The 17,853-nt window shown below is 61.6% G+C and carries 18 protein-coding genes; 6 read left to right on the forward strand and 12 right to left on the reverse strand.

Translation table 11 applies throughout. The features are described 5' to 3' along the window. Positions 1-198: 198 nt before the first annotated feature. The 7 genes from NO932_RS09615 to dusB form a co-directional block, all read right to left on the reverse strand. Positions 199-1,632 (reverse strand): potassium transporter TrkG, encoded by a 1,434-nt coding sequence (locus NO932_RS09615; RefSeq protein WP_309207188.1) that lies wholly within the window; start codon positions 1,630-1,632, stop codon positions 199-201. Between the two features lie 18 nt (positions 1,633-1,650). Next, positions 1,651-3,027 (reverse strand): Trk system potassium transporter TrkA, encoded by a 1,377-nt coding sequence (trkA, locus tag NO932_RS09620; RefSeq protein WP_309161220.1) that lies wholly within the window; start codon positions 3,025-3,027, stop codon positions 1,651-1,653. Next, on the reverse strand, positions 3,028-4,404 hold the full coding sequence (locus tag NO932_RS09625; protein ID WP_309207189.1) for a sigma-54 dependent transcriptional regulator: 1,377 nt from the start codon (positions 4,402-4,404) through the stop codon (positions 3,028-3,030). Next, positions 4,405-6,714 carry a PAS domain-containing sensor histidine kinase gene (locus tag NO932_RS09630; RefSeq protein ID WP_309207190.1) on the reverse strand — a complete coding sequence of 770 codons (2,310 nt, stop codon included), beginning with the start codon at positions 6,712-6,714 and terminating at the stop codon, positions 4,405-4,407. It abuts the gene before it with no gap. Between the two features lie 377 nt (positions 6,715-7,091). Beyond that, the gene (gene ntrC / locus NO932_RS09635; RefSeq protein WP_309161217.1) at positions 7,092-8,540 is read right to left on the reverse strand and encodes a nitrogen regulation protein NR(I); all 1,449 of its coding nucleotides are present in this window, start codon (positions 8,538-8,540) and stop codon (positions 7,092-7,094) included. 4 nt (positions 8,541-8,544) lie between these two features. Continuing rightward, complete coding sequence (locus tag NO932_RS09640) at positions 8,545-9,660, reverse strand: ATP-binding protein (protein ID WP_309207191.1); 1,116 nt, start codon at positions 9,658-9,660, stop codon at positions 8,545-8,547. Next, positions 9,657-10,634, reverse strand: a complete 978-nt coding sequence (gene dusB, locus NO932_RS09645; RefSeq protein ID WP_375142880.1) for a tRNA dihydrouridine synthase DusB — start codon at positions 10,632-10,634, stop codon at positions 9,657-9,659. Before dusB ends, NO932_RS09640 begins: the two co-directional genes overlap by 4 nt. A gap of 210 nt (positions 10,635-10,844) precedes the next feature. Between dusB and NO932_RS09650 the strand changes: the two genes are divergently transcribed. Continuing rightward, on the forward strand, positions 10,845-12,035 hold the full coding sequence (locus NO932_RS09650) for a bifunctional 2-C-methyl-D-erythritol 4-phosphate cytidylyltransferase/2-C-methyl-D-erythritol 2,4-cyclodiphosphate synthase (protein ID WP_309207193.1): 1,191 nt from the start codon (positions 10,845-10,847) through the stop codon (positions 12,033-12,035). Continuing rightward, complete coding sequence (locus NO932_RS09655) at positions 12,035-12,520, forward strand: CinA family protein (RefSeq protein WP_309207194.1); 486 nt, start codon at positions 12,035-12,037, stop codon at positions 12,518-12,520. Before NO932_RS09650 ends, NO932_RS09655 begins: the two co-directional genes overlap by 1 nt. Here NO932_RS09655 and NO932_RS09660 read toward each other — a convergent pair. Further along, positions 12,517-12,927: an MAPEG family protein gene (locus tag NO932_RS09660; RefSeq protein ID WP_309161213.1), complete on the reverse strand. Its 411-nt coding sequence runs from the start codon at positions 12,925-12,927 to the stop codon at positions 12,517-12,519. The genes NO932_RS09655 and NO932_RS09660 overlap by 4 nt on opposite strands. 140 nt (positions 12,928-13,067) lie before the next feature. Between NO932_RS09660 and NO932_RS09665 the strand changes: the two genes are divergently transcribed. From NO932_RS09665 to NO932_RS09680, 4 genes are read left to right on the forward strand one after another with little or no spacing between them, the layout of a single operon-like run. Then, the gene (locus NO932_RS09665) at positions 13,068-13,391 is read left to right on the forward strand and encodes a metalloregulator ArsR/SmtB family transcription factor (protein WP_309161212.1); all 324 of its coding nucleotides are present in this window, start codon (positions 13,068-13,070) and stop codon (positions 13,389-13,391) included. Continuing rightward, positions 13,388-13,816 carry an SRPBCC domain-containing protein gene (locus tag NO932_RS09670; RefSeq protein ID WP_309161211.1) on the forward strand — a complete coding sequence of 143 codons (429 nt, stop codon included), beginning with the start codon at positions 13,388-13,390 and terminating at the stop codon, positions 13,814-13,816. Before NO932_RS09665 ends, NO932_RS09670 begins: the two co-directional genes overlap by 4 nt. Before the next feature lie 4 nt (positions 13,817-13,820). Continuing rightward, the gene (locus NO932_RS09675) at positions 13,821-14,087 is read left to right on the forward strand and encodes a hypothetical protein (RefSeq protein WP_309207195.1); all 267 of its coding nucleotides are present in this window, start codon (positions 13,821-13,823) and stop codon (positions 14,085-14,087) included. Between the two features lie 17 nt (positions 14,088-14,104). Further along, positions 14,105-14,500 carry a DUF1801 domain-containing protein gene (locus NO932_RS09680; protein WP_309207196.1) on the forward strand — a complete coding sequence of 132 codons (396 nt, stop codon included), beginning with the start codon at positions 14,105-14,107 and terminating at the stop codon, positions 14,498-14,500. Here NO932_RS09680 and NO932_RS09685 read toward each other — a convergent pair. The 4 genes from NO932_RS09685 to lpdA all read right to left on the reverse strand — a co-directional run bounded on the left by NO932_RS09685 (position 14,497) and on the right by lpdA (position 17,853). Continuing rightward, the gene (locus NO932_RS09685; protein ID WP_309207197.1) at positions 14,497-14,946 is read right to left on the reverse strand and encodes a type II toxin-antitoxin system RatA family toxin; all 450 of its coding nucleotides are present in this window, start codon (positions 14,944-14,946) and stop codon (positions 14,497-14,499) included. The genes NO932_RS09680 and NO932_RS09685 overlap by 4 nt on opposite strands. Further along, the gene (gene lipA / locus NO932_RS09690; protein ID WP_309207198.1) at positions 14,946-15,905 is read right to left on the reverse strand and encodes a lipoyl synthase; all 960 of its coding nucleotides are present in this window, start codon (positions 15,903-15,905) and stop codon (positions 14,946-14,948) included. Before lipA ends, NO932_RS09685 begins: the two co-directional genes overlap by 1 nt. A gap of 117 nt (positions 15,906-16,022) precedes the next feature. Beyond that, on the reverse strand, positions 16,023-16,274 hold the full coding sequence (locus NO932_RS09695) for a GlsB/YeaQ/YmgE family stress response membrane protein (RefSeq protein WP_309161206.1): 252 nt from the start codon (positions 16,272-16,274) through the stop codon (positions 16,023-16,025). Between the two features lie 139 nt (positions 16,275-16,413). Beyond that, positions 16,414-17,853, reverse strand: coding sequence for a dihydrolipoyl dehydrogenase (gene lpdA / locus NO932_RS09700; RefSeq protein ID WP_309207199.1), 1,440 nt, complete (start codon positions 17,851-17,853; stop codon positions 16,414-16,416).

Raw genomic sequence — 17,853 nt, forward strand, 5'->3', positions numbered from 1 at the left:
CGTCGGGCACAAGGCACCAGGTCAGACGCCCCGACCGTCCTTATTGATTGACAACAGCTTTGGGTGCCGCCCTGCCCGTTCGACGCATTCTCGTGTCAACCGCGAGACTATGGCATATCTCCCGGAGCGAGCCTAGAGCGTTTTGATGAAAATCGAGGACGGCGAAGAGGCGTCGAAACAATGGGTTAGACGCGCTTGCTACCAGCGGTTGCCCGTGATTGCCGCCAAAAGCACTAGGATTTCGATGCGGGCGACAAGGGCCAGCGCGGACAGGGTCAGCAGCGTTCCGTCCGAAACCACGCCTTCGGAAAGGCCGGGAATGGCGGAGGCGGCAAGGTTGCCCACCTGGGAAAACGCGCCGACCGCCAGAGCCATGGCCGCAGACAAGCCATGGCCTTGGGTGGCAAAGAGCAGCATGCCGATGGTGACGGTCAGCACCGCAAGAAAGAAGGTGCTCCAAACGGCCTTGGCGATGACGCGCTGATTGGCATCGTACTGGACGTCATCGCGCAGCATGGCGCTGGGATAGACGAGCCGGTCGAGTTCGTTGCTGACATGCTTGAGCATGGTGGCCAGTCGGAAGGCCTTGATGCCGCCGGCGGTGGAATAGGAACAGCCGCCGACAAAGACGATGATGAGGATCACCTCGAAGGGAATCGAGACACCGAGGCGTTCGTCGTGGGTGATGCCGGTGGTGGTGGCGATCGAGACGATGTCGAAAACGTAGTTGAAGGCGCTTTCAAAGCCGGTGCGGCCCAGCGGCGGGGCGAGCACCGAGGCGATCACGGCCAGGACCAAAAGAACGGCGAGCGCGGTGAGATAGAGCATGGCTTCGGCGTGCTCGCGCGAGCCCTTGCCGAGGCGGGACAGCAGGAGACGGTGCCAGACGATGGAGGTGGCGCCAACGACCATGAAAACCATCATTATCAGTTCGGCGAAACGATTGCCGAGAACGGTCCCGCCCGGCTCGGCGGGGATGAAGCCATTGGTTGCGAGCATGCTCATGGCCGTGATGATGGCGGTGTCCGCGGGGACCCGGACGATGACGAGCAGGACGGCACAGGCAATGGTGAGGGTGAGATAGGGCAGCGCTATGGATCGCAGGGTGACGAGGATGCGTGGGTCGTTCTCGGTGCGCGAGTGCTGGATGTGGCGCAGATTGGCGTTGGGCGTGCCGCCCACCTGATAGGCGCCGAGGACGTAGGCGGCGAGGGTCAGGGTGGTGAAGCCGCCGATCCAGCCCAGGGTGCCGCGATAAAACGCCATGGAAGGGGAGATGTCGGATAGCGGGCGCAGGGTGGTGCCCAGCGTGGTGACGGCGGAGGTCGCCTCGAAGAGGGCACGGATGAGCGATTGACCTTCGACGAGCAGGAAGGCGGGGGTGGCGGCGGCAATCAGGCTCAGCCAGACGGTGATGGCGGCGGTGAAGACCCCTGCCCGGTTGAGCGTGCGCAGGCGCGAATTCAGGGCCATGATCGTAACGGCGGAAAGAAAGCCATAGGAGACGATGACGAGGAAGAAGGCTTCGAAGGCACGCCAATTGCCCTCGACCAGCGAGACGAACATCGGCAGGAGCATCGAGAGCGCGAACAACCCGAAGACGCCGGCGGACAGGACTCCGATGGTCGGCACTGCCGGTCCTCCCTGGGGTTAGAAGAAGTCGATGCTGACCCGGAACATCTGCTCGACCTGGCGCAGGCTTGCGGCGAGGGCAAAGACGATCACGAAATCGCCTGCTCGGATGATCGTATCGCCGGTGGGCATGATCGATTCGCTGCCGCGCACGATGGCGCCGATGCGGATGCCGGCGGGCAGCTTGAACTCCCGCAGGGGCTTGCCGACCAGAGTCGAGGTTTCGAGCGCTTCGGCCTCGATGATCTCGGCCGCGCCGTTGGCGAGCGTATACACCCCCCGGATGCGACCGCGCCGGACGTGGCGCAGGACTTTGGAGACCGTGATGGCGCGGGGGCTGATGAAAGCATCGACATCAAGGCGCTTGGCGATGCGCGGATAGTGCTCCTGGTTCACGAGGGCAATGTTGGCGCGGCAGCCCATTTCGCTGGCAATGACCGATGAGAGGATGTTGGTCTTGTCGTCGTTGGTCAGCCCCAAGAACATATGGGCGTCGCGGACATCGACCTCGCGCATGATGTCGGCGGACATGGCATCGCCGAAAACGACGATGGCGTGATTCATGGCCTCCGCGGCGCGCTGGGCGTTGTCGCGGTTACTCTCGATGATGCGGATGGAGATCGAGGGGTCGGTCTCTTCGATGCGGCGGGCGACGTAACGCCCGATATTGCCGGCACCGGCGATGACCACGCGGCTGGGTGGCGCTTCGTCGCGGCCGAAGAGCCCAAGCACGCGCTGCACTTGGTCGCGCGAGACGGCGACAATGGCCTGGTCGCCGGTGATCATCTGCTCGTGGGAGTGGATCACCCGCATCTGGCCTTCGCGGCGCACGGCCATCACCGTGGCGTTGAGGTTGGGGAAAAGGTCGGTCAGATGCCGCAGGGGGGTGTCGATCACCGAACAGTCCTCGGTGACGTCGACCTCCATCACCATGACCTGCCCGTCCTCGAAGGTGATGATCTCGTTGGCGCCGGGATAGGCCATGCGCTGGAGGATGAGTTCGCCCACTTCGACTTCGGGGGAAATGATCACGTCGATCGGCAGGTGATCGCGTGAGAACATGTTGCTCCACTCAGGGTCGAGATAGCTCTGGGAGCGGATGCGGGCGATGCGGGTGGGCACCTCGAAGATCGAATGAGCCACCTGGCAGGCGGTCATATTGACCTCGTCGACCTGGGTAACGGCGACCAGCATATCGGCATCGCGAGCGCCGGCCTGGGCCAGGACGTCGGGGTGGGAACCGTGGCCGTGCAGGCCGCGGGCGTCGAGGGTGTCGCGGACGCGCTGCACGAGGGCGGGATTGTTGTCGATGACCGTGACTTCATTGCCCTCGGCGGACAAACGCTCGGCGATACCATAGCCGACCTGGCCGGCGCCGCAGATGATGACACGCATCTAAAGCCCCAGCGACTTGATCTTGCGGTGAAGCGCGCTGCGCTCCATGCCGACGAATTCGGCGGTCTTCGAGATATTGCCGCCGAAGCGCTCGATCTGGGCAATGAGGTATTGCCTCTCGAACACCTCGCGGGCTTCGCGCAGGGGCAGACTCATCAGATGGGCCGAAGAATCCGTGTCCCCGATGGTGGGCAGGACCTCGGAGATGTCCGAGGGTAGCATGGCGGCGGTGATGATGCCGTCGAGGGGCTGCTGGTCGCGTACCAGAATCAGCAGCCGCTCGATGGCATTGCGGAGCTGGCGGGCATTGCCGGGCCAGTCCTGCCCCTGCAGCACGGCGATGGCGTCGTCGCCGAACAGGAACCGCGGCAGGTTATGCATGCGCGAGAGCTGGGCGACGAAGAGCGTGACGAGCGCCGGGATATCCTCACGTCGCTCTCGCAGCGAGGTCAATTGCAGCGGCACGACTGACAGGCGGTGGAAGAGGTCCGAGCGGAACTTGCCCTCTTCGATCAACGCGGCCACGTTTTGCGAACTCGATGAAACAATGCGGACATCGACTGGAACCGGGCCATGGCCGTCGACGCGGGTAAATTTGTTTTCGACCAGGGCGCGCAAAAGCGCGGTCTGGGATTCGAGAGGGAGCGTTGCAACTTCCGAGAGATAGAGGGTGCCGCCATGGGCACGTTCGAGGGCGCCCACTTCCGTGCGCAGCCCGTTCTTGTCGCGGACTTCACGACCAAACAGCACGACGGGAATCTCGTCGGGAGCGTAGAGCGAGGCGTTTATCTCGATGAAGGGGCCTGTGGCGCGGGGGCTCTTGAAGTGCAAAAGACGCGCGCAAAGGCCCTTGCCGGTCCCTGCCCCGCCGGAAATGAAAACGCGCGAGCGCGTGCCCGCCGACTTTTCGATCAGCGAGCGGACCTGGGAGATGGCGCTGGAGACACCGACCAGCTCGGATTCGTCGCCGGTGCGTTCCTTGAGATCGGCAACTTCTGTCTTGAGCTTGCTCGCCTCGATAGCGCGCTGGGTGATGAGCAGCAGGCGATCTATCTTGAAGGGCTTCTCGATATAGTCGTAAGCGCCCCGGCGGATGGCCGACACGGCGGTCTCGACATTGCCGTGGCCCGAGATCATCACCACGGGAAGATCGGGATGATCGGCCTGCAGCACATCGAGAAGCTGCAGTCCATCGAGCCGCGAGCCCTGCATCCAGATATCGAGGAACACGAGATTGGGCCGACGCCGTGCGATCGCCTCGAGGGCGCTGTCGGCATCGGAGGCCTGACGCGGCTCGTAGCCTTCGTCCTCCAGAATGCCGGCGATCAGTTCCCGGATATCTTGTTCGTCATCGACAATTAGAATGTCACGAGCCATCTACTTTATCGCCATCGCGGATACGCGCGATGTCTCCTCTCGGGTCGTTTTTTGGTCGGCAGGAGCCTGTTCGGTCGGCTCGGCGGGCTGTCTTCCACTTTCATGCAACGGCAATGTGAAGGCGAAGCACGCGCCGACCCGTCCATTGGAATCAGGCTGGGCGTCGCGCAGGTCGATGCGGCCGCCATGCTGTTCGATGATTTTAGCGACGATGGCAAGTCCGAGCCCCGTACCCCTTTCACGGGTGGTCATATAAGGCTCGAGCAACCGGTGCCGATTTTCCTCCGGCCATCCTTTGCCGTTGTCGCTGACTGAAATCACCGCCTCCTCGCCTTCCAAGACTACGGACACGATGACTTCGGGATCGACAATCGTATCAAGCCCAACCGATTCAATGGCCTCGACCGCGTTCTTGATCAAATTGGTAAGCGCCTGGGAGACCAGCCGCGTATCGAAATAGGCATAGACCGTCTCCTCGGGCAGATCGGCCTTGATGTTGATCTCGGGCTGGCGAACGCTTTCGAGGAACACTGCCTGCCGAATGGTGTCGGAAAGGTCGGCGCGAATAATTGCCGCCGACGGCATTCGGGCGAAGGAGGAGAACTCGTCCACCATCCGGCCGATATCGCCCACCTGCCGCACGATGGTGGATATGCATTTGTCGAACACGTCGAAATCGTCGACGAGCTTGTTGGCATAGCGGCGGCGCAGACGCTCGGCAGAAAGCTGGATGGGGGTGAGCGGGTTCTTGATCTCGTGAGCGATGCGGCGGGCGACGTCGGCCCAGGCGCTGTTGCGCTGAGCGGCCACCAACTCGGTGATGTCGTCCAGCGTGACGACATAGCCCTTGGACTCCGTGATCGTGCCTTCGCGGGTGAGGCGCACCTGATAGGTGCGGCGATCGAAGCCCGAGGAAAGCTGAACCTGGTCCTGCACCCTGCCCCGACGCGCCGACTGGGCGCGCTCGACGGTGGGCGCCAGTTCGGGCGCGACCTGGGCGAGTTCCTGGTTCATCAGATCGAGTTCGCTCTGGCCGAGCGCAGCGCAGGCGCGGGAATTGACGAGCGTGATGCGGCCGAAGGCATCGAGGCCAATAATGCCGGCCGACACGCCTTCCACCACAGCTTCGGTGAACTGGCGGCGCTGATCGTTGGTGCGGCTGGCGGCGACTAGCGCGGATCGCTGGTTGCGCAATTGTGCAGTCATCTTGTTGAAACGCACCGCGAGATCATGAAGGTCGCCGCCCCGATCGGGCACGGGGAGCCGAACGTCGAGATCGCCGCGCGAGACACGATTGGAGGCGATCATGAGATTGCGGATGGGATCGATCAGGCCATTGGCAAGAGCGATGCCGATCCAGAGCGCGGCCAGCAGGAATACGAAGGCGACGCCCAGATACATGAGCGCATAGGTAATCTGGAAAACAACCCGGTTGGAATCGTAGAGCCGGTAAGCGGTGATGTTCTCATCGACCAGCCGCACATATTCGAGCACCTGAGGATCGACGGCGCGGGCTACATAGAGATAGACGTTGTCATACCCGCGCAATTGGACCACAGCGCCGATGAGCGAGAAGCCGGAGCCCGGAGCGATAAGGGTCGGAGCGCCAAATCCCGCGGCATCGAGGACGGCTTGGGGCGCGCGGGGAATCTGGGCCTGAACATTGAGCTGCGCCCGCATCAGCGTTTCGCCCGAACTATTGACCAAGGCCGTATAGGGCATTGTCCGAGTTGTTCCGGCCGCAGTCAGGATCCTTTGAAACCGATCAGGATCGGTAAGGTAGGTATCGCGGCTGACCTCGAGCTGCTCGGCAATCCAGATCACGTCATCGCGGAGCACCTGGGAATGCTCGACGAGATACGCCCTGGCCACCAAGCGGGAGTTATCGACCATCGACCGCATGCGTTCGGAGAACCATTGGTCGAGCCCCTGATTGAGGGACAGCATGGCGACCACGGCCACGATGAAAGCCGGACCGGCGGCAACAATCGCGAACATCGCGACGATGCGGACCTGCAGCCGCGCGCCTTCCTGCTTGCGGATGCGGGACTGCACCAGCATCACGAGCTCGGTCAGAACCAGAGCCACGACCAGGGTGACAAGAACGGCGTTGGTGATCCAGATCCAGGTCCACACATCAGGGCCCGGCTCGATATCGGTCGTCCCGCTCATGATGAGGAACGAGCTCGAGGCCACGACCACGGCGAGAAGCACGACAACGAACCCCACGGCCCGCAGCAGGCGGTTATCGTGGAAAAGCGGCGCCGTGTTCTTGGATTTGGGCCGCGAAAGCGGCTGGTCGCCTGACAATGAATCGGTTCCTGACACAAGGCGGGGCGACGAGCCGAGGTTTGTCGCTGAACCTGCCCTATCGACCATGGGCACCGCCTCTCCCGCCCTCAAAGGGGCCGGAGCGTACAATCCTGCTGCAACGCTTTTTGGTTGGCATTGAAATGCTTTCCGCCTGCGCAGGCGCTAAGTGGCCGTCCGGCCACGAGTCTGGCCCAACTCAGCCCTTGGTTCAAGACCGTTGTTGCCAAAATGTGACACTGTTCAATGCGACCCGAAGCGAGGGCCGACCGAAGCCGGAAATGCGTCCCCAGGGCACATTCGCGCGGACTTAAGCTTTTTCGACGGCGGCATCAAGGCGACCCAGCGGGATGCTCCCTGGAACCGCGGTCAGAAAGCTATCCCAACTGCCGAGAATGCTTAACGATCTCAATGCCATGGCCGCGAATCTTCTTGCGCAGCGTGTTGCGGTTGAGCCCCAGGAGTTCGGCGGCCTTGATCTGGTTTCCGGCGCAAAGATTGAGCACCGTTGAGATCAGGGGCACTTCGACCTTGTCGAGAACGCGTTGATAAACCCCGGCCGGAGGCAGGTTCGGCTCATATTCACGGAAAAGCTGGGCCAGCTCGGTTTCGATCACGGTTGCGATATCGGCGGGGCCGGACTTGGCGGTGAAATTGGCGCGGTCGGTGAGGTTGAGCTCGTTCTGGACGATTTCGAGCGAAATCACCTCATCGGCATAGAGCGCGGCAAGGCGACGGACCAGGTTCTCGAGCTCGCGCACGTTTCCAGGCCAGTGATATTGCTGCATGAGCTTAAGGGCGTCGGAGGCGAGCACCTTGGGCACCTCACCCTCGCGCTGCGCCGCCTTCAGGAAACTCGCGGCGAGATCGGGCACGTCATCGATGCGTTCGCGCAGGGGCGGCAGACGAATGGGAACGACGTTGAGACGGTAATAAAGATCCTCGCGGAATAGTCCCTGGCGGATCAACTGGCTCAAATCGCGGTGGGTGGCGGCGACGATCCGCACGTCGGTCTTGATCGGGGTGCGACCGCCAACCATGGTGTATTCACCCTCCTGGAGGACACGCAGCAGTCGGGTCTGGGCATCCATGGGCATGTCGCCGATCTCGTCGAGGAACAGCGTGCCGCCCTCGGCCTGTTCGAACCGGCCCGAGGAGCGGGCCGTTGCGCCGGTGAACGCGCCCTTTTCATGGCCGAACAGTTCGGCCTCGATCAGGTCGCGAGGGATGGCGGCCATGTTGATGGCAACGAACGGGCCGTTCTTGCGCTTGCCGAAATTGTGCAGCGCCTTGGCGACCAGCTCCTTGCCCGTGCCGCTCTCGCCGGTGATCATGACCGTGAGATCGGTCTGCATCAGGCGAGCCAACGCGCGGTAGATGTCCTGCATGGCCGCCGAGCGGCCGACCAGCGGCATGTTCTCGCCCTCGTCGGGCTTGCGGTCGGCAGCGGCGGGGCGGCGTGCATCGGCCAGGGCCCGCCCGACGACCGCAAGCACCTCGGTGATATCGAAGGGCTTGGGCAGGTATTCGTAGGCGCCCATTTCCGACGCGCGGATGGCGGTCATGAAGGTGTTCTGGGCGCTCATCACCACGATCGGCAACTCGGGGCGGAGCTTTTTGATCTTGGGCATGACGTCGAACGCGTTGCCATCGGGCATGGAGACGTCGGTGATGAGCAGATCACCCTCCCCTCGCGTCACCCAGTTCCACATGGTCGAGATATTGCCCGTGGGGCGCACTTCATAGCCGGCGCGAGAGAGCGCCTGGTTGAGCACCATGCGGATGGCCGCGTCGTCGTCGGCGAGAAGGATGGTTTGTCCGGCCATGTGGTCAGTCCTGGTGTTCGGAAGGCTTGGCGTCGGCGCCCTTGGCAACCGGCAGAAGGATACGGAAACGGGTGCGGCCCGGCCTGCTGTCGCAATCGATGACGCCGCCATGGTCGCCCACGATCTTGGCGACGAGGGCAAGACCCAAGCCGGAGCCCGAGAGCTTGGTGGTGACGAACGGGTCGAAGAGGAACGGCAGGATATCAGCGGGGACGCCGGGGCCGTTATCCTCGATGATGATCTCGAGCGGGAGGGAAATGCGCTGGGCAACCCCGGTGACCGCTATACGGATGCCAGGGCGGAACGCCGTCATGATCTTAATTTCTGGTTTAGACGTCCGATCAAGGGCTTCGGCGGCATTCTTTATGAGATTAAGGAAGACCTGGATGAGTTGATCGCGATCGCCGAGGACGGGCGGGAGGCTCGGGTCGTAGTCTTCCGAGAATGCGATGCCCTTGGCGACGCCATTGGCCGCGAGCAGTTTGACGCGTTCGAGGACCACGTGGATGTTGATCGGCATGCGCTCCACCGGGCGCTCGTCGCCGAACACCTCCATCCTGTCGACGAGATCGACGATCCTGTCGGTTTCGTCGCGGATCAGGCGCGCGAGCACGCGGTCGTCGCCGGTGGCGGATTGTTCGAGGAGCTGGGACGCGCCGCGTATGCCCGAGAGCGGGTTCTTGATCTCATGGGCCAGCATGGCGGCAAGCCCGGTCACCGAACGCGCCGCGCCGCGCGAGACGAGCTGGCGGTCGATCTTGTCAGCCATCGTGCGCTCCTGGAAGATGAGCGTCACGAAGCCGGGCATTTCGGGAATCGGGCTGGCATAGACGTCGGCGATGCGATCCTCGGCGACGCGGGAGGTGCCGACCTGAACGCGATATTCAATCATCGGCGCGAGGCGTGTGGCGACGCTCTCGATGAGGCTGAGGATGGGCGACCCGAAGGCGATGAAATCGGAGAGCTTCTGCCGTGTCAGGATGGACGAGGACGCGTGGAAGAAAGCTTCGGCGGCATAGTTGGCAAAGATGATGGCGCCATCCTCGGCGCAGACCAGGACGGGCTGGGGCAGCGATTGCAGAATGGAGGTGTGCAGGTCGATTTCGATCGCGGCGTTCATGCGGCCCGGCTCCAGGCGCAATCGAAAATATCTGGGAGAAGCGAGAGCACGGCGCGCGGGTCTTCCTCGGTCATTGCGGGGCGGCGGGACTTGCTGGAGGTGTTGCCGATGGCGTCGAGATACCAGCCGACATGTTTGCGGGCAACGCGGACACCCAGGTCGGTCCCGTATTCGGAGAGCATGTCTTCATAGTGGGCGGCAACGAGGTCGATGAGGTCCGCGCCTTCAGGGGCAGCGGGACCGGACCGGCCGGCGAGATGGGCACCCACCTGCCCTACGACCCAAGGCCGGCCCTGGGCGCCGCGGCCGATCATCACGGCATGGGCGCCCGATTGGGCAAGCGCGGCATCGGCCTCGACCGGGCCTAGAATATCACCATTGACGACGACGGGGATGGAAACCGCATCGACCACAGGGCGGACGAGGTGCCAGCGGGCGGTGTCCTTATAGAATTGCTGGCGGGTGCGACCGTGAACCGTGATCAGCCTCACGCCGGCGGCCTCGGCCCTGCGGGCGATGTCGGGCGCGTTGAGGTTTTCATCATCCCAGCCCAGACGCATCTTGACGGTGACGGGCAGGCTCGTGGCGTCGACAACGGCTTCAATCAAAGAGAGCGCAATATCAGGAACGCGCATGAGGGCGGAGCCGGCGAAGCCGTTGGTGACGCGCTTGGCGGGGCAACCGAAATTGAGATCGATCACATCGGCGCCAGCATCCTCGGCTATCTTTGCGCCGCGCACCAGCCACTCCGCCTCGCAGCCGGCGAGCTGGACCACATGCGGCAGGCCGCCGGACGGAGCGAGCTTGCGCACCATTTCCTTCTGGCCGGTGGCGAGGGCTGCACTGGCGATCATTTCCGATACGACCAAGCCGGCTCCGAAGCGAGCGACGAGGTCGCGCATGGGCCTATCTGTGATCCCCGCCATGGGTGCGAGGAAAGCACAATTTCGGACAGGCAGATCACCAATGCTTATTTCGCGGGCATCCAGCGCCAATCTTCTGCCTCAAAACTATACAACGTGGCGATTTTGGTGACAGATTAGTCAAAAATCGCGCCGTTTCAATGCCCTGTTCTGGATCGTTTTGCTAAAGACAGCCCTGCTGTCCTTGTTTCCGCCAGCGGGGAAGTTTAATTGCGGGATAGGATTTGCCCCGGGCCTATGGCCAAGGATGGTCAAAGTTTAATGACACAGTTTCGAACAATTGTCGCGCTCGTGGTTGCCGCAGGGCGTGGTGAGCGGGCCGGTGGCGATGGCACGCCTAAGCAATACCGTCCCATAGCCGGTGTTCCGCTGCTCAGCCGCACGCTTTCAGCGCTTCTGGCCGCTCCGCAGATCGATCGGGTGATCCCTGTGATCGGCGCGGATCAAGGGGATTTGTTCGCGGGGCTCGGACTCTCCGACCCGCGGCTCAGTGCGCCGGTTCCGGGCGGTGAGACGCGGCAAGTTTCAGTGCTCAAGGGACTCGAAGCGCTGGCCGGCGATCCGCCCGATATCGTCCTGATCCATGACGGGGCGCGGCCGTTCATAGATTCGACACTGATCGACAACGTGATCGCGGCGCTCGATGGCGCAGATGGAGCGCTGCCGGTAACGCTGGTGACCGACACCATCAAACGCTCGACGGATGGAAAAACGGTGGGCGGAACCGAGGATCGGACGCAGCTTTTTGCCGCACAGACGCCGCAGGGCTTTCACTTCGCACCGATCTACGATGCGCATCGGCGTGCAATTGCAATGAGCGACGGGTTCACCGACGACGCCGCCATTGCAGAATGGGCCGGTCTGTCGGTCGCCCTCGCCCAGGGCGATTCACGCAACATCAAAGTTACGCTGCCGAGCGATTTCGAACGGGCCGAGCGGATCGTCGGGAAGGAAAACACCATGGAAACGCGGGTGGGATCAGGTTTTGACGTGCATGCCTTCACCGAGGGCGATGCAGTGATCCTGGGCAATATCGCGATACCGCATTCGGCCAAGCTCAAGGGCCATTCGGATGCGGACGTGGTGCTGCATGCCCTCTCGGACGCGCTTTACGGCGCATTGGCGGATGGAGACATAGGCAAGCATTTCCCGCCCAGCGAGAGTGAATGGAAGGACGCCGATTCGGCGATCTTTCTCGAACACGCTGTATCGCTGGTCCGGCAGCGGGGCGGACGTGTGGTGCATCTCGACGTCACGATCATTTGCGAGCGTCCCAAGATCGGGCCGCATGTGGTGGCGATGCGCGAGCGAATCGCGCAGATCGCCAACATTTCGCCTAGCCGGGTGGCGGTGAAGGCAACCACTTCGGAGCGACTGGGTTTTACTGGCCGTGAAGAAGGCATAGCCGCCCAGGCTATCGCTACCATCGAAATTCCGCAGGATCACTCCTAATGCTCGATTCCGAAACCCTGGCGCTGGCCAAAAAGGTCAACGATCGGCTCATAGTGGCCGACCATATGATGGTCACCGCCGAAAGCTGCACCGGCGGACTAATCGCCGCTTCGCTCACCACGGTCGCCGGGTCCTCGCGCATGCTCTATGGGGGGTTCGTAACCTACGATAACCGCGCCAAGACCGACTTGATCGACGTGCCGGCGGACCTTATCTCCGAGCACGGCGCCGTCTCCGAACCGGTCGCGCGCGCCATGGCCGAAGGTGCGCTGCGCAAGGCCGGCGTCGATCTTGCGGTTTCGGTTACCGGCATCGCCGGTCCTGGCGGCGGATCGGAGGAAAAGCCCATCGGGCTTGTCCACTTTGCCGTGGCGACCAAGGAGCGCACGCTGCACCGAAAGGAAGAGTTCGGCGATCAGGGACGAGATATCGTGCGCCAACTTTCCGTGCGGGTCGCGCTGGAAATGGTGCTGGATTCCTATTAGGCGATCCAAAGAAACACTATTCTACCGAGTGCCCCGAACAACAATATCGACGTCACCAGGACCTGAGCCAAAAAGCCGGGATAACGTTTTTCGGGCGCTGCGAGATAACCGATAAAATAAGCGATCCGCGCCAAAATCCAGAGGGCACCCAAGACGGCAGCCCAGGTTACGCTCCAATATATGGCGAACAGCCACATGGCAGGGAGAAACACCAATGTCCATTCAATGGTGTTCATGTGACCGCGAACCGCGCGCTCGAGGCGAGGATCGCCGGACATTGCGGGGGCGAGGATACCGGTCTTCGCGTGCGTTCTCGCCACGGTCAGCGCCATGCCAAAGAGCGTAATGCCTACCAGCAGCGTTACGGTGGCAACCGGATAATAAACGTCCATATCGATATCCTCCACGTCGGCTCATTGCTTCTGAGTCGGGCGAAGGATAACGGCCATTCCCTCCCAAGCAATATTGTCTTTTTTGCATCCTCTCGCTTGACTCACATATAGCTCGTCAGTTATTGGTCAAATCAATAGCTCACGAGTTATACATCATGGATCAGCCGCACGACATTCTGTTCCGCACACTTGCCGATCCGACGCGACGGGCGATTTTTGAACGCTTGTGCCGCGATGGAGATACGACCGTCAGTGCCATCACCGCCATGGCCGGCATCTCACAGCCCGCCGTTTCCAAGCATCTTGGAATTTTGAAACGGGCCGGATTGGTTCGCGACCGTCAGCAAGGTCGCCAAACCCACTACAGTGCCGAATTTGCTGCCCTAAAGCCCCTGGTCGACTGGACGAAGGACATGACCAGCTTCTGGGAAAGTCGGTTCGACGATCTCGAGGATTTACTGAAAAGGATGGACCAATGACCCAGGCATCAACCGAAACGCTCTCCGTGGTGGTCGAGCGGGATATCCCCTACCCTCCCGAAAAGATCTGGCGAGCGCTGACCCAGCCACACCTGATCTCCGAATGGCTGATGAAGAACGATTTCAATGCCTCGGTGGGCCACAAGTTCAATCTGTCGGGGGATTGGGGCGGCGTGGACTGCGAAGTGCTGACCGTCGAGCCGCACAAGACGCTGTCCTATACGTGGGACTACAATCACGAAGATCCGACCTATGCCCTCAAAAGCGTGGTGACCTTTACGCTCACCCCTGCGGGCGACGGTACGCAATTGCGCATGGAACAGGTCGGCTTCCGTCCCGATCAGAAGCAGGCTTTCGGCGGCGCCAAGGTCGGGTGGCGGCAGAACCTCGAGAACCTCGAAAAAGTCGTCAGCCAATTGGATTGAGCACATGATCGAGCGAACAAGTGTCCGCTCACCAAAGTATCGGAGGTTTTCCTTGAGCAAATGGATTCGCCAGATTCACCGCTGGCTTTCGATCATCTTCACCATCACCGTCGCGGCGATCTTCATCATGCTCGGAGTTGGCATGGAGCCGGCCGAATGGATCTATTACACTCCGCTGCCGCCGCTGTTCCTGCTGCTTGCCACGGGGCTCTATATGTTCGTGCTGCCGCATGCGGTAAGGTGGCGCGCCGGTCGTCAGACCGGTGTTTGAGTGAGGGAGAAGAGAGGATGGCTCAAGACGCAGCGGAAGCCTCGCGGCTGATCGACGGCAGGATCAGCGATCTGGGCGATTGGCGCGGCGAAAAGCTTGCCAAGGTTCGGGCGCTCATCAAAGAGGTCGAGCCCGAGGTGGTGGAGGAATGGAAGTGGCGCGGGGTTCCGGTGTGGTCGCATAACGGAACGCTGTTCACCGGCGAGAGCTACAAAAATTACATCAAGCTCACTTTCGCCAAAGGGGCTTCCCTTGACGATCCGACTGGTCTGTTCAATTCCAGCCTCGACGGCAACACCCGCCGGGCCATCGACATTTCCGAAGGTGACGAGATCGACGAGGAAGCGTTGAAGGCACTGTTCCGTTCAGCCGTCGAACTCAACGGCACCAAGGGAACACGCCGGAAAGCCTAATCCTGCGCACCGCCGTAGCGGCGGTGCGCCTCAGCGACGAAGGCGTCGATGATTTCTTCCTGCTTGGCGGCAAAAGCCGGCTCGGCCACAGCGCGCAACAGGGGATTGGCAATCGCGAAGTCTATATCGAAGCGAATGGACGTGCCCTGCCCCGTCTCAGTGAAACGCCATATGCTGTCGAGATGGGAAAACGGTCCGTCGACAGCGCGGGCGCGCAGGGTGCAGGCTTCCCTATCGACCTCGATGCGGCTTGTATAAGCCTGAGCGATCGGACCGAACTTGATGTGCATACGGGCATCGAAGCGCGTTTGCGGCGCGTCGGCGCTGCGGCGTACATCCATGCGTTCGCAATGAGGAATGAAATCGGGATAAGTGTCGACATCGGCCACGAGCGCAAGCATCTGCGCCGCCGAATGCGGGACGAAACGCTCGAAGGTCTTTTTCATCAAGTCAGACCGAGCCTTGCCTGACGGGCCTTGCGCAGTTCGGCGAAATCCTCGCCGGCATGGTGTGAGGAGCGGGTGAGCGGGCTCGACGACACCAGCAGGAATCCCTTTGTCTTGGCGATGGTCGCGTAGGACTTGAATTCCTCGGGCGTCACGTATTTTTCCACCTTGTGGTGCTTGCGAGTGGGCTGCAGGTATTGGCCGATGGTTAGGAAATCGACATCGGCAATGCGCAAATCGTCCATCAACTGCAGCACTTCATTGCGGGTTTCGCCCAGCCCGACCATGATGCCGGACTTGGTGAACATCTGCGGATCGATCTCCTTGACCCGCTGCAACAGGCGGATGGAGTGGAAGTAGCGCGCACCCGGACGGACCGTGAGATATTTTGACGGAACGGTCTCAAGGTTGTGATTGAAGACATCGGGCTTGGCGGCGACGACGATTTCGAGCGCGCCTTCCTTGCGAAGGAAGTCGGGCGTGAGGATTTCGATCGTCGTACGCGGGTTGCGGGCCCGGATGGCGAGGATAACGTCGGCGAAGTGTTGCGCACCGCCATCGGCCAGATCGTCGCGGTCGACCGAGGTGATGACCACATGTTCAAGCCCAAGCTTTTCGACGGCCTTGGCGACGTTTTCGGGTTCGTTGGGATCGAGCGCGGTCGGCAGGCCGGTGCGCACGTTGCAGAAGGCGCAGGCTCGGGTGCAGATCTCGCCCATGATCATCATGGTGGCGTGCTTCTTGCTCCAACACTCACCGATATTGGGGCAGCCGGCTTCCTCGCAGACGGTGACCAGACCATGCTTGCGGACAATTTCCTGGGTTTCGCGGTAGACCGGCGAACCGGGCGCCTTGACCCGGATCCATTCGGGCTTGCGCAGCATCTCGGTATCGGGCCGCTTTGCCTTTTCCGGATGGCGGGCGGCCTGACGTGCCGCCGTGTCGAGAAGCGTTACCATATCTGCCCCTGGGTCATCTCATAGCTTCATCAAAGCTAAGGAAACGACGCTGTGTTCTTGTTCTATCGCCCCTATGGAGCGTGCCGGCCGCGCCGAAAGGGCGCGGCCGCATGAGAGTTACGTTCGTCCGCGGATCATACGGCCGATCCAGATGAGGATGCAGGCGCCAATGACGCCGGCGATCAAATTGCCGATCCAGCCGGCAAAATTGATGCCGAAGATCGCAAGGATGGCATTGGCGACGATGGCGCCGACAATACCGAGAATGATGTTCATCAAAAGATTTTGGTCAGAACCCATAATCTTTTCGGCAATCCATCCGGCAATGCCGCCAATGATGATTGCGCCTATCCAACCTACACCTTCCATACTGGCTCTCCAATTGGGTTATGGACGATGGGTCAATGCATTCGACTTGCGTTTGGATGCATCGACCTGATGTCGGGGTTTCCTCCTCCGACATCAAGACCATAGCACGGAGCGGTGAGTCTGGGCGATCCGTGCCTTTTTAGATGTTCAGCGCCTGACCATAGGCGTCCAACACGCTTTCCTTCATGGTTTCCGAAAGGGTCGGATGCGGGAAGATGGTGTGCATCAACTCTTCCTCGGTGGTTTCCAGGTTCATGGCGACCACGAACCCCTGGATCAGTTCGGTGACTTCGGCGCCGATCATGTGGGCGCCCAGGAGTTCGCCTGTCTTCTTGTCGAAGATGGTTTTGACGAGGCCGTCGGGCTCGCCCAGAGCAATGGCCTTGCCATTGCCCACGAAGGGGAAGCGGCCGATGCGGATGTCGCGGCCCAGTTCCTTGGCCTTGGCTTCGGTGAGGCCGACGCTGGCGACCTGGGGCTCGCAATAGGTGCAGCCGGGGATTTTCGATTTATCGAGGCCGTGGACAGTCTTGCCGGCGATGGTTTCGACGGCAATGACGGCCTCGTGCTCGGCCTTGTGGGCAAGCATGGGGGGACCGGCGACATCGCCGATGGCCCAAATGCCTTCCACATTGGTGCGGCCGTGATCGTCGACGACGATGACACCGCGATCGATCTTCACGCCCGCTTTCTCAAGGCCGAGATTTTCGGAATTGGCCTGTACGCCAACGGCGGAGATCAGCACGTCGGCCTTGATCTCCTTCTTGTCGCCGCTCTTGAGCTCGACATGGGCGGTGATGCCGTCCTTGGTCTTGTCCACCTTGCCGACCTTGGCATCGGTCAGGATCTGGATGCCGCGCTTTTCGAAGCGCTTGCGAGCAAGGCCGGCGATCTCGGCGTCTTCGACCGGCATGATCTGCGGCAGCAGTTCGATGACGGTGACCTCGGCGCCCAGCGAGCGATAGAAGGAGGCGAATTCGATGCCGATGGCGCCCGAGCCCATGACGGCCACCGATTTTGGCATCCTGGCGGGCTTCAGCGCCTCGAAATAGGTCCAGATCTTCTCCCCATCCGGCTCGATGCCGGGCAGGACGCGCGGACGGGCGCCCGTGGCGACGATGATGTTCCTGGCTTTGTACGTGCCCTCGCCCAGCGTCGTCTTGGGCTTGGGGTGCTGGGGTTCGACAGGCTTCTTTTTCGTTGCCGCGACGGTGACTTCACCGGGCTTGGTGATGGTGGCTTCGCCCCAAATGATATCGATCTTGTTCTTTTTCATCAGGAACTGCACGCCATCGTTCATGCGGCCCGCGATGCCGCGCGAGCGCTTGACGATGGCGTCGAGATCGAAATCGAACTGATCGGCTTTGAGGCCATAATCCTTGGCATGGGACATGTGGCCATAGATTTCGGCCGAGCGCAGAAGCGCCTTGGTGGGGATGCAGCCCCAGTTCGAGCAGATGCCGGCCATGTGTTCGCGCTCCACGATGGCCGCCTTGAGACCGAGCTGCGAGGCACGGATGGCCGCGATGTAGCCGCCGGGACCGGCACCGATCACGATGATATCGTATTGATCCGCCAT

This window comes from Pelagibacterium sp. 26DY04 (assembly GCF_031202305.1).
Taxonomy (GTDB): Bacteria; Pseudomonadota; Alphaproteobacteria; order Rhizobiales; family Devosiaceae; genus Pelagibacterium.

Bases quoted from the DNA above. Each gene is read 5' to 3' on its own strand.
- NO932_RS09640 (WP_309207191.1), bottom strand. From the start codon at position 9,660: ATGAACGCCGCGATCGAAATCGACCTGCACACCTCCATTCTGCAATCG.
- lpdA (WP_309207199.1), bottom strand. From the start codon at position 17,853: ATGGCGGATCAATACGATATCATCGTGATCGGTGCCGGTCCCGGCGGC.
- NO932_RS09655 (WP_309207194.1), top strand. From the start codon at position 12,035: ATGCTCGATTCCGAAACCCTGGCGCTGGCCAAAAAGGTCAACGATCGG.
- lipA (WP_309207198.1), bottom strand. From the start codon at position 15,905: ATGGTAACGCTTCTCGACACGGCGGCACGTCAGGCCGCCCGCCATCCG.
- NO932_RS09670 (WP_309161211.1), top strand. From the start codon at position 13,388: ATGACCCAGGCATCAACCGAAACGCTCTCCGTGGTGGTCGAGCGGGAT.
- NO932_RS09680 (WP_309207196.1), top strand. From the start codon at position 14,105: ATGGCTCAAGACGCAGCGGAAGCCTCGCGGCTGATCGACGGCAGGATC.
- NO932_RS09675 (WP_309207195.1), top strand. From the start codon at position 13,821: ATGATCGAGCGAACAAGTGTCCGCTCACCAAAGTATCGGAGGTTTTCC.
- NO932_RS09625 (WP_309207189.1), bottom strand. From the start codon at position 4,404: ATGGCTCGTGACATTCTAATTGTCGATGACGAACAAGATATCCGGGAA.
- ntrC (WP_309161217.1), bottom strand. From the start codon at position 8,540: ATGGCCGGACAAACCATCCTTCTCGCCGACGACGACGCGGCCATCCGC.
- NO932_RS09695 (WP_309161206.1), bottom strand. From the start codon at position 16,274: ATGGAAGGTGTAGGTTGGATAGGCGCAATCATCATTGGCGGCATTGCC.
- NO932_RS09665 (WP_309161212.1), top strand. From the start codon at position 13,068: ATGGATCAGCCGCACGACATTCTGTTCCGCACACTTGCCGATCCGACG.
- NO932_RS09685 (WP_309207197.1), bottom strand. From the start codon at position 14,946: ATGAAAAAGACCTTCGAGCGTTTCGTCCCGCATTCGGCGGCGCAGATG.
- NO932_RS09650 (WP_309207193.1), top strand. From the start codon at position 10,845: ATGACACAGTTTCGAACAATTGTCGCGCTCGTGGTTGCCGCAGGGCGT.
- trkA (WP_309161220.1), bottom strand. From the start codon at position 3,027: ATGCGTGTCATCATCTGCGGCGCCGGCCAGGTCGGCTATGGTATCGCC.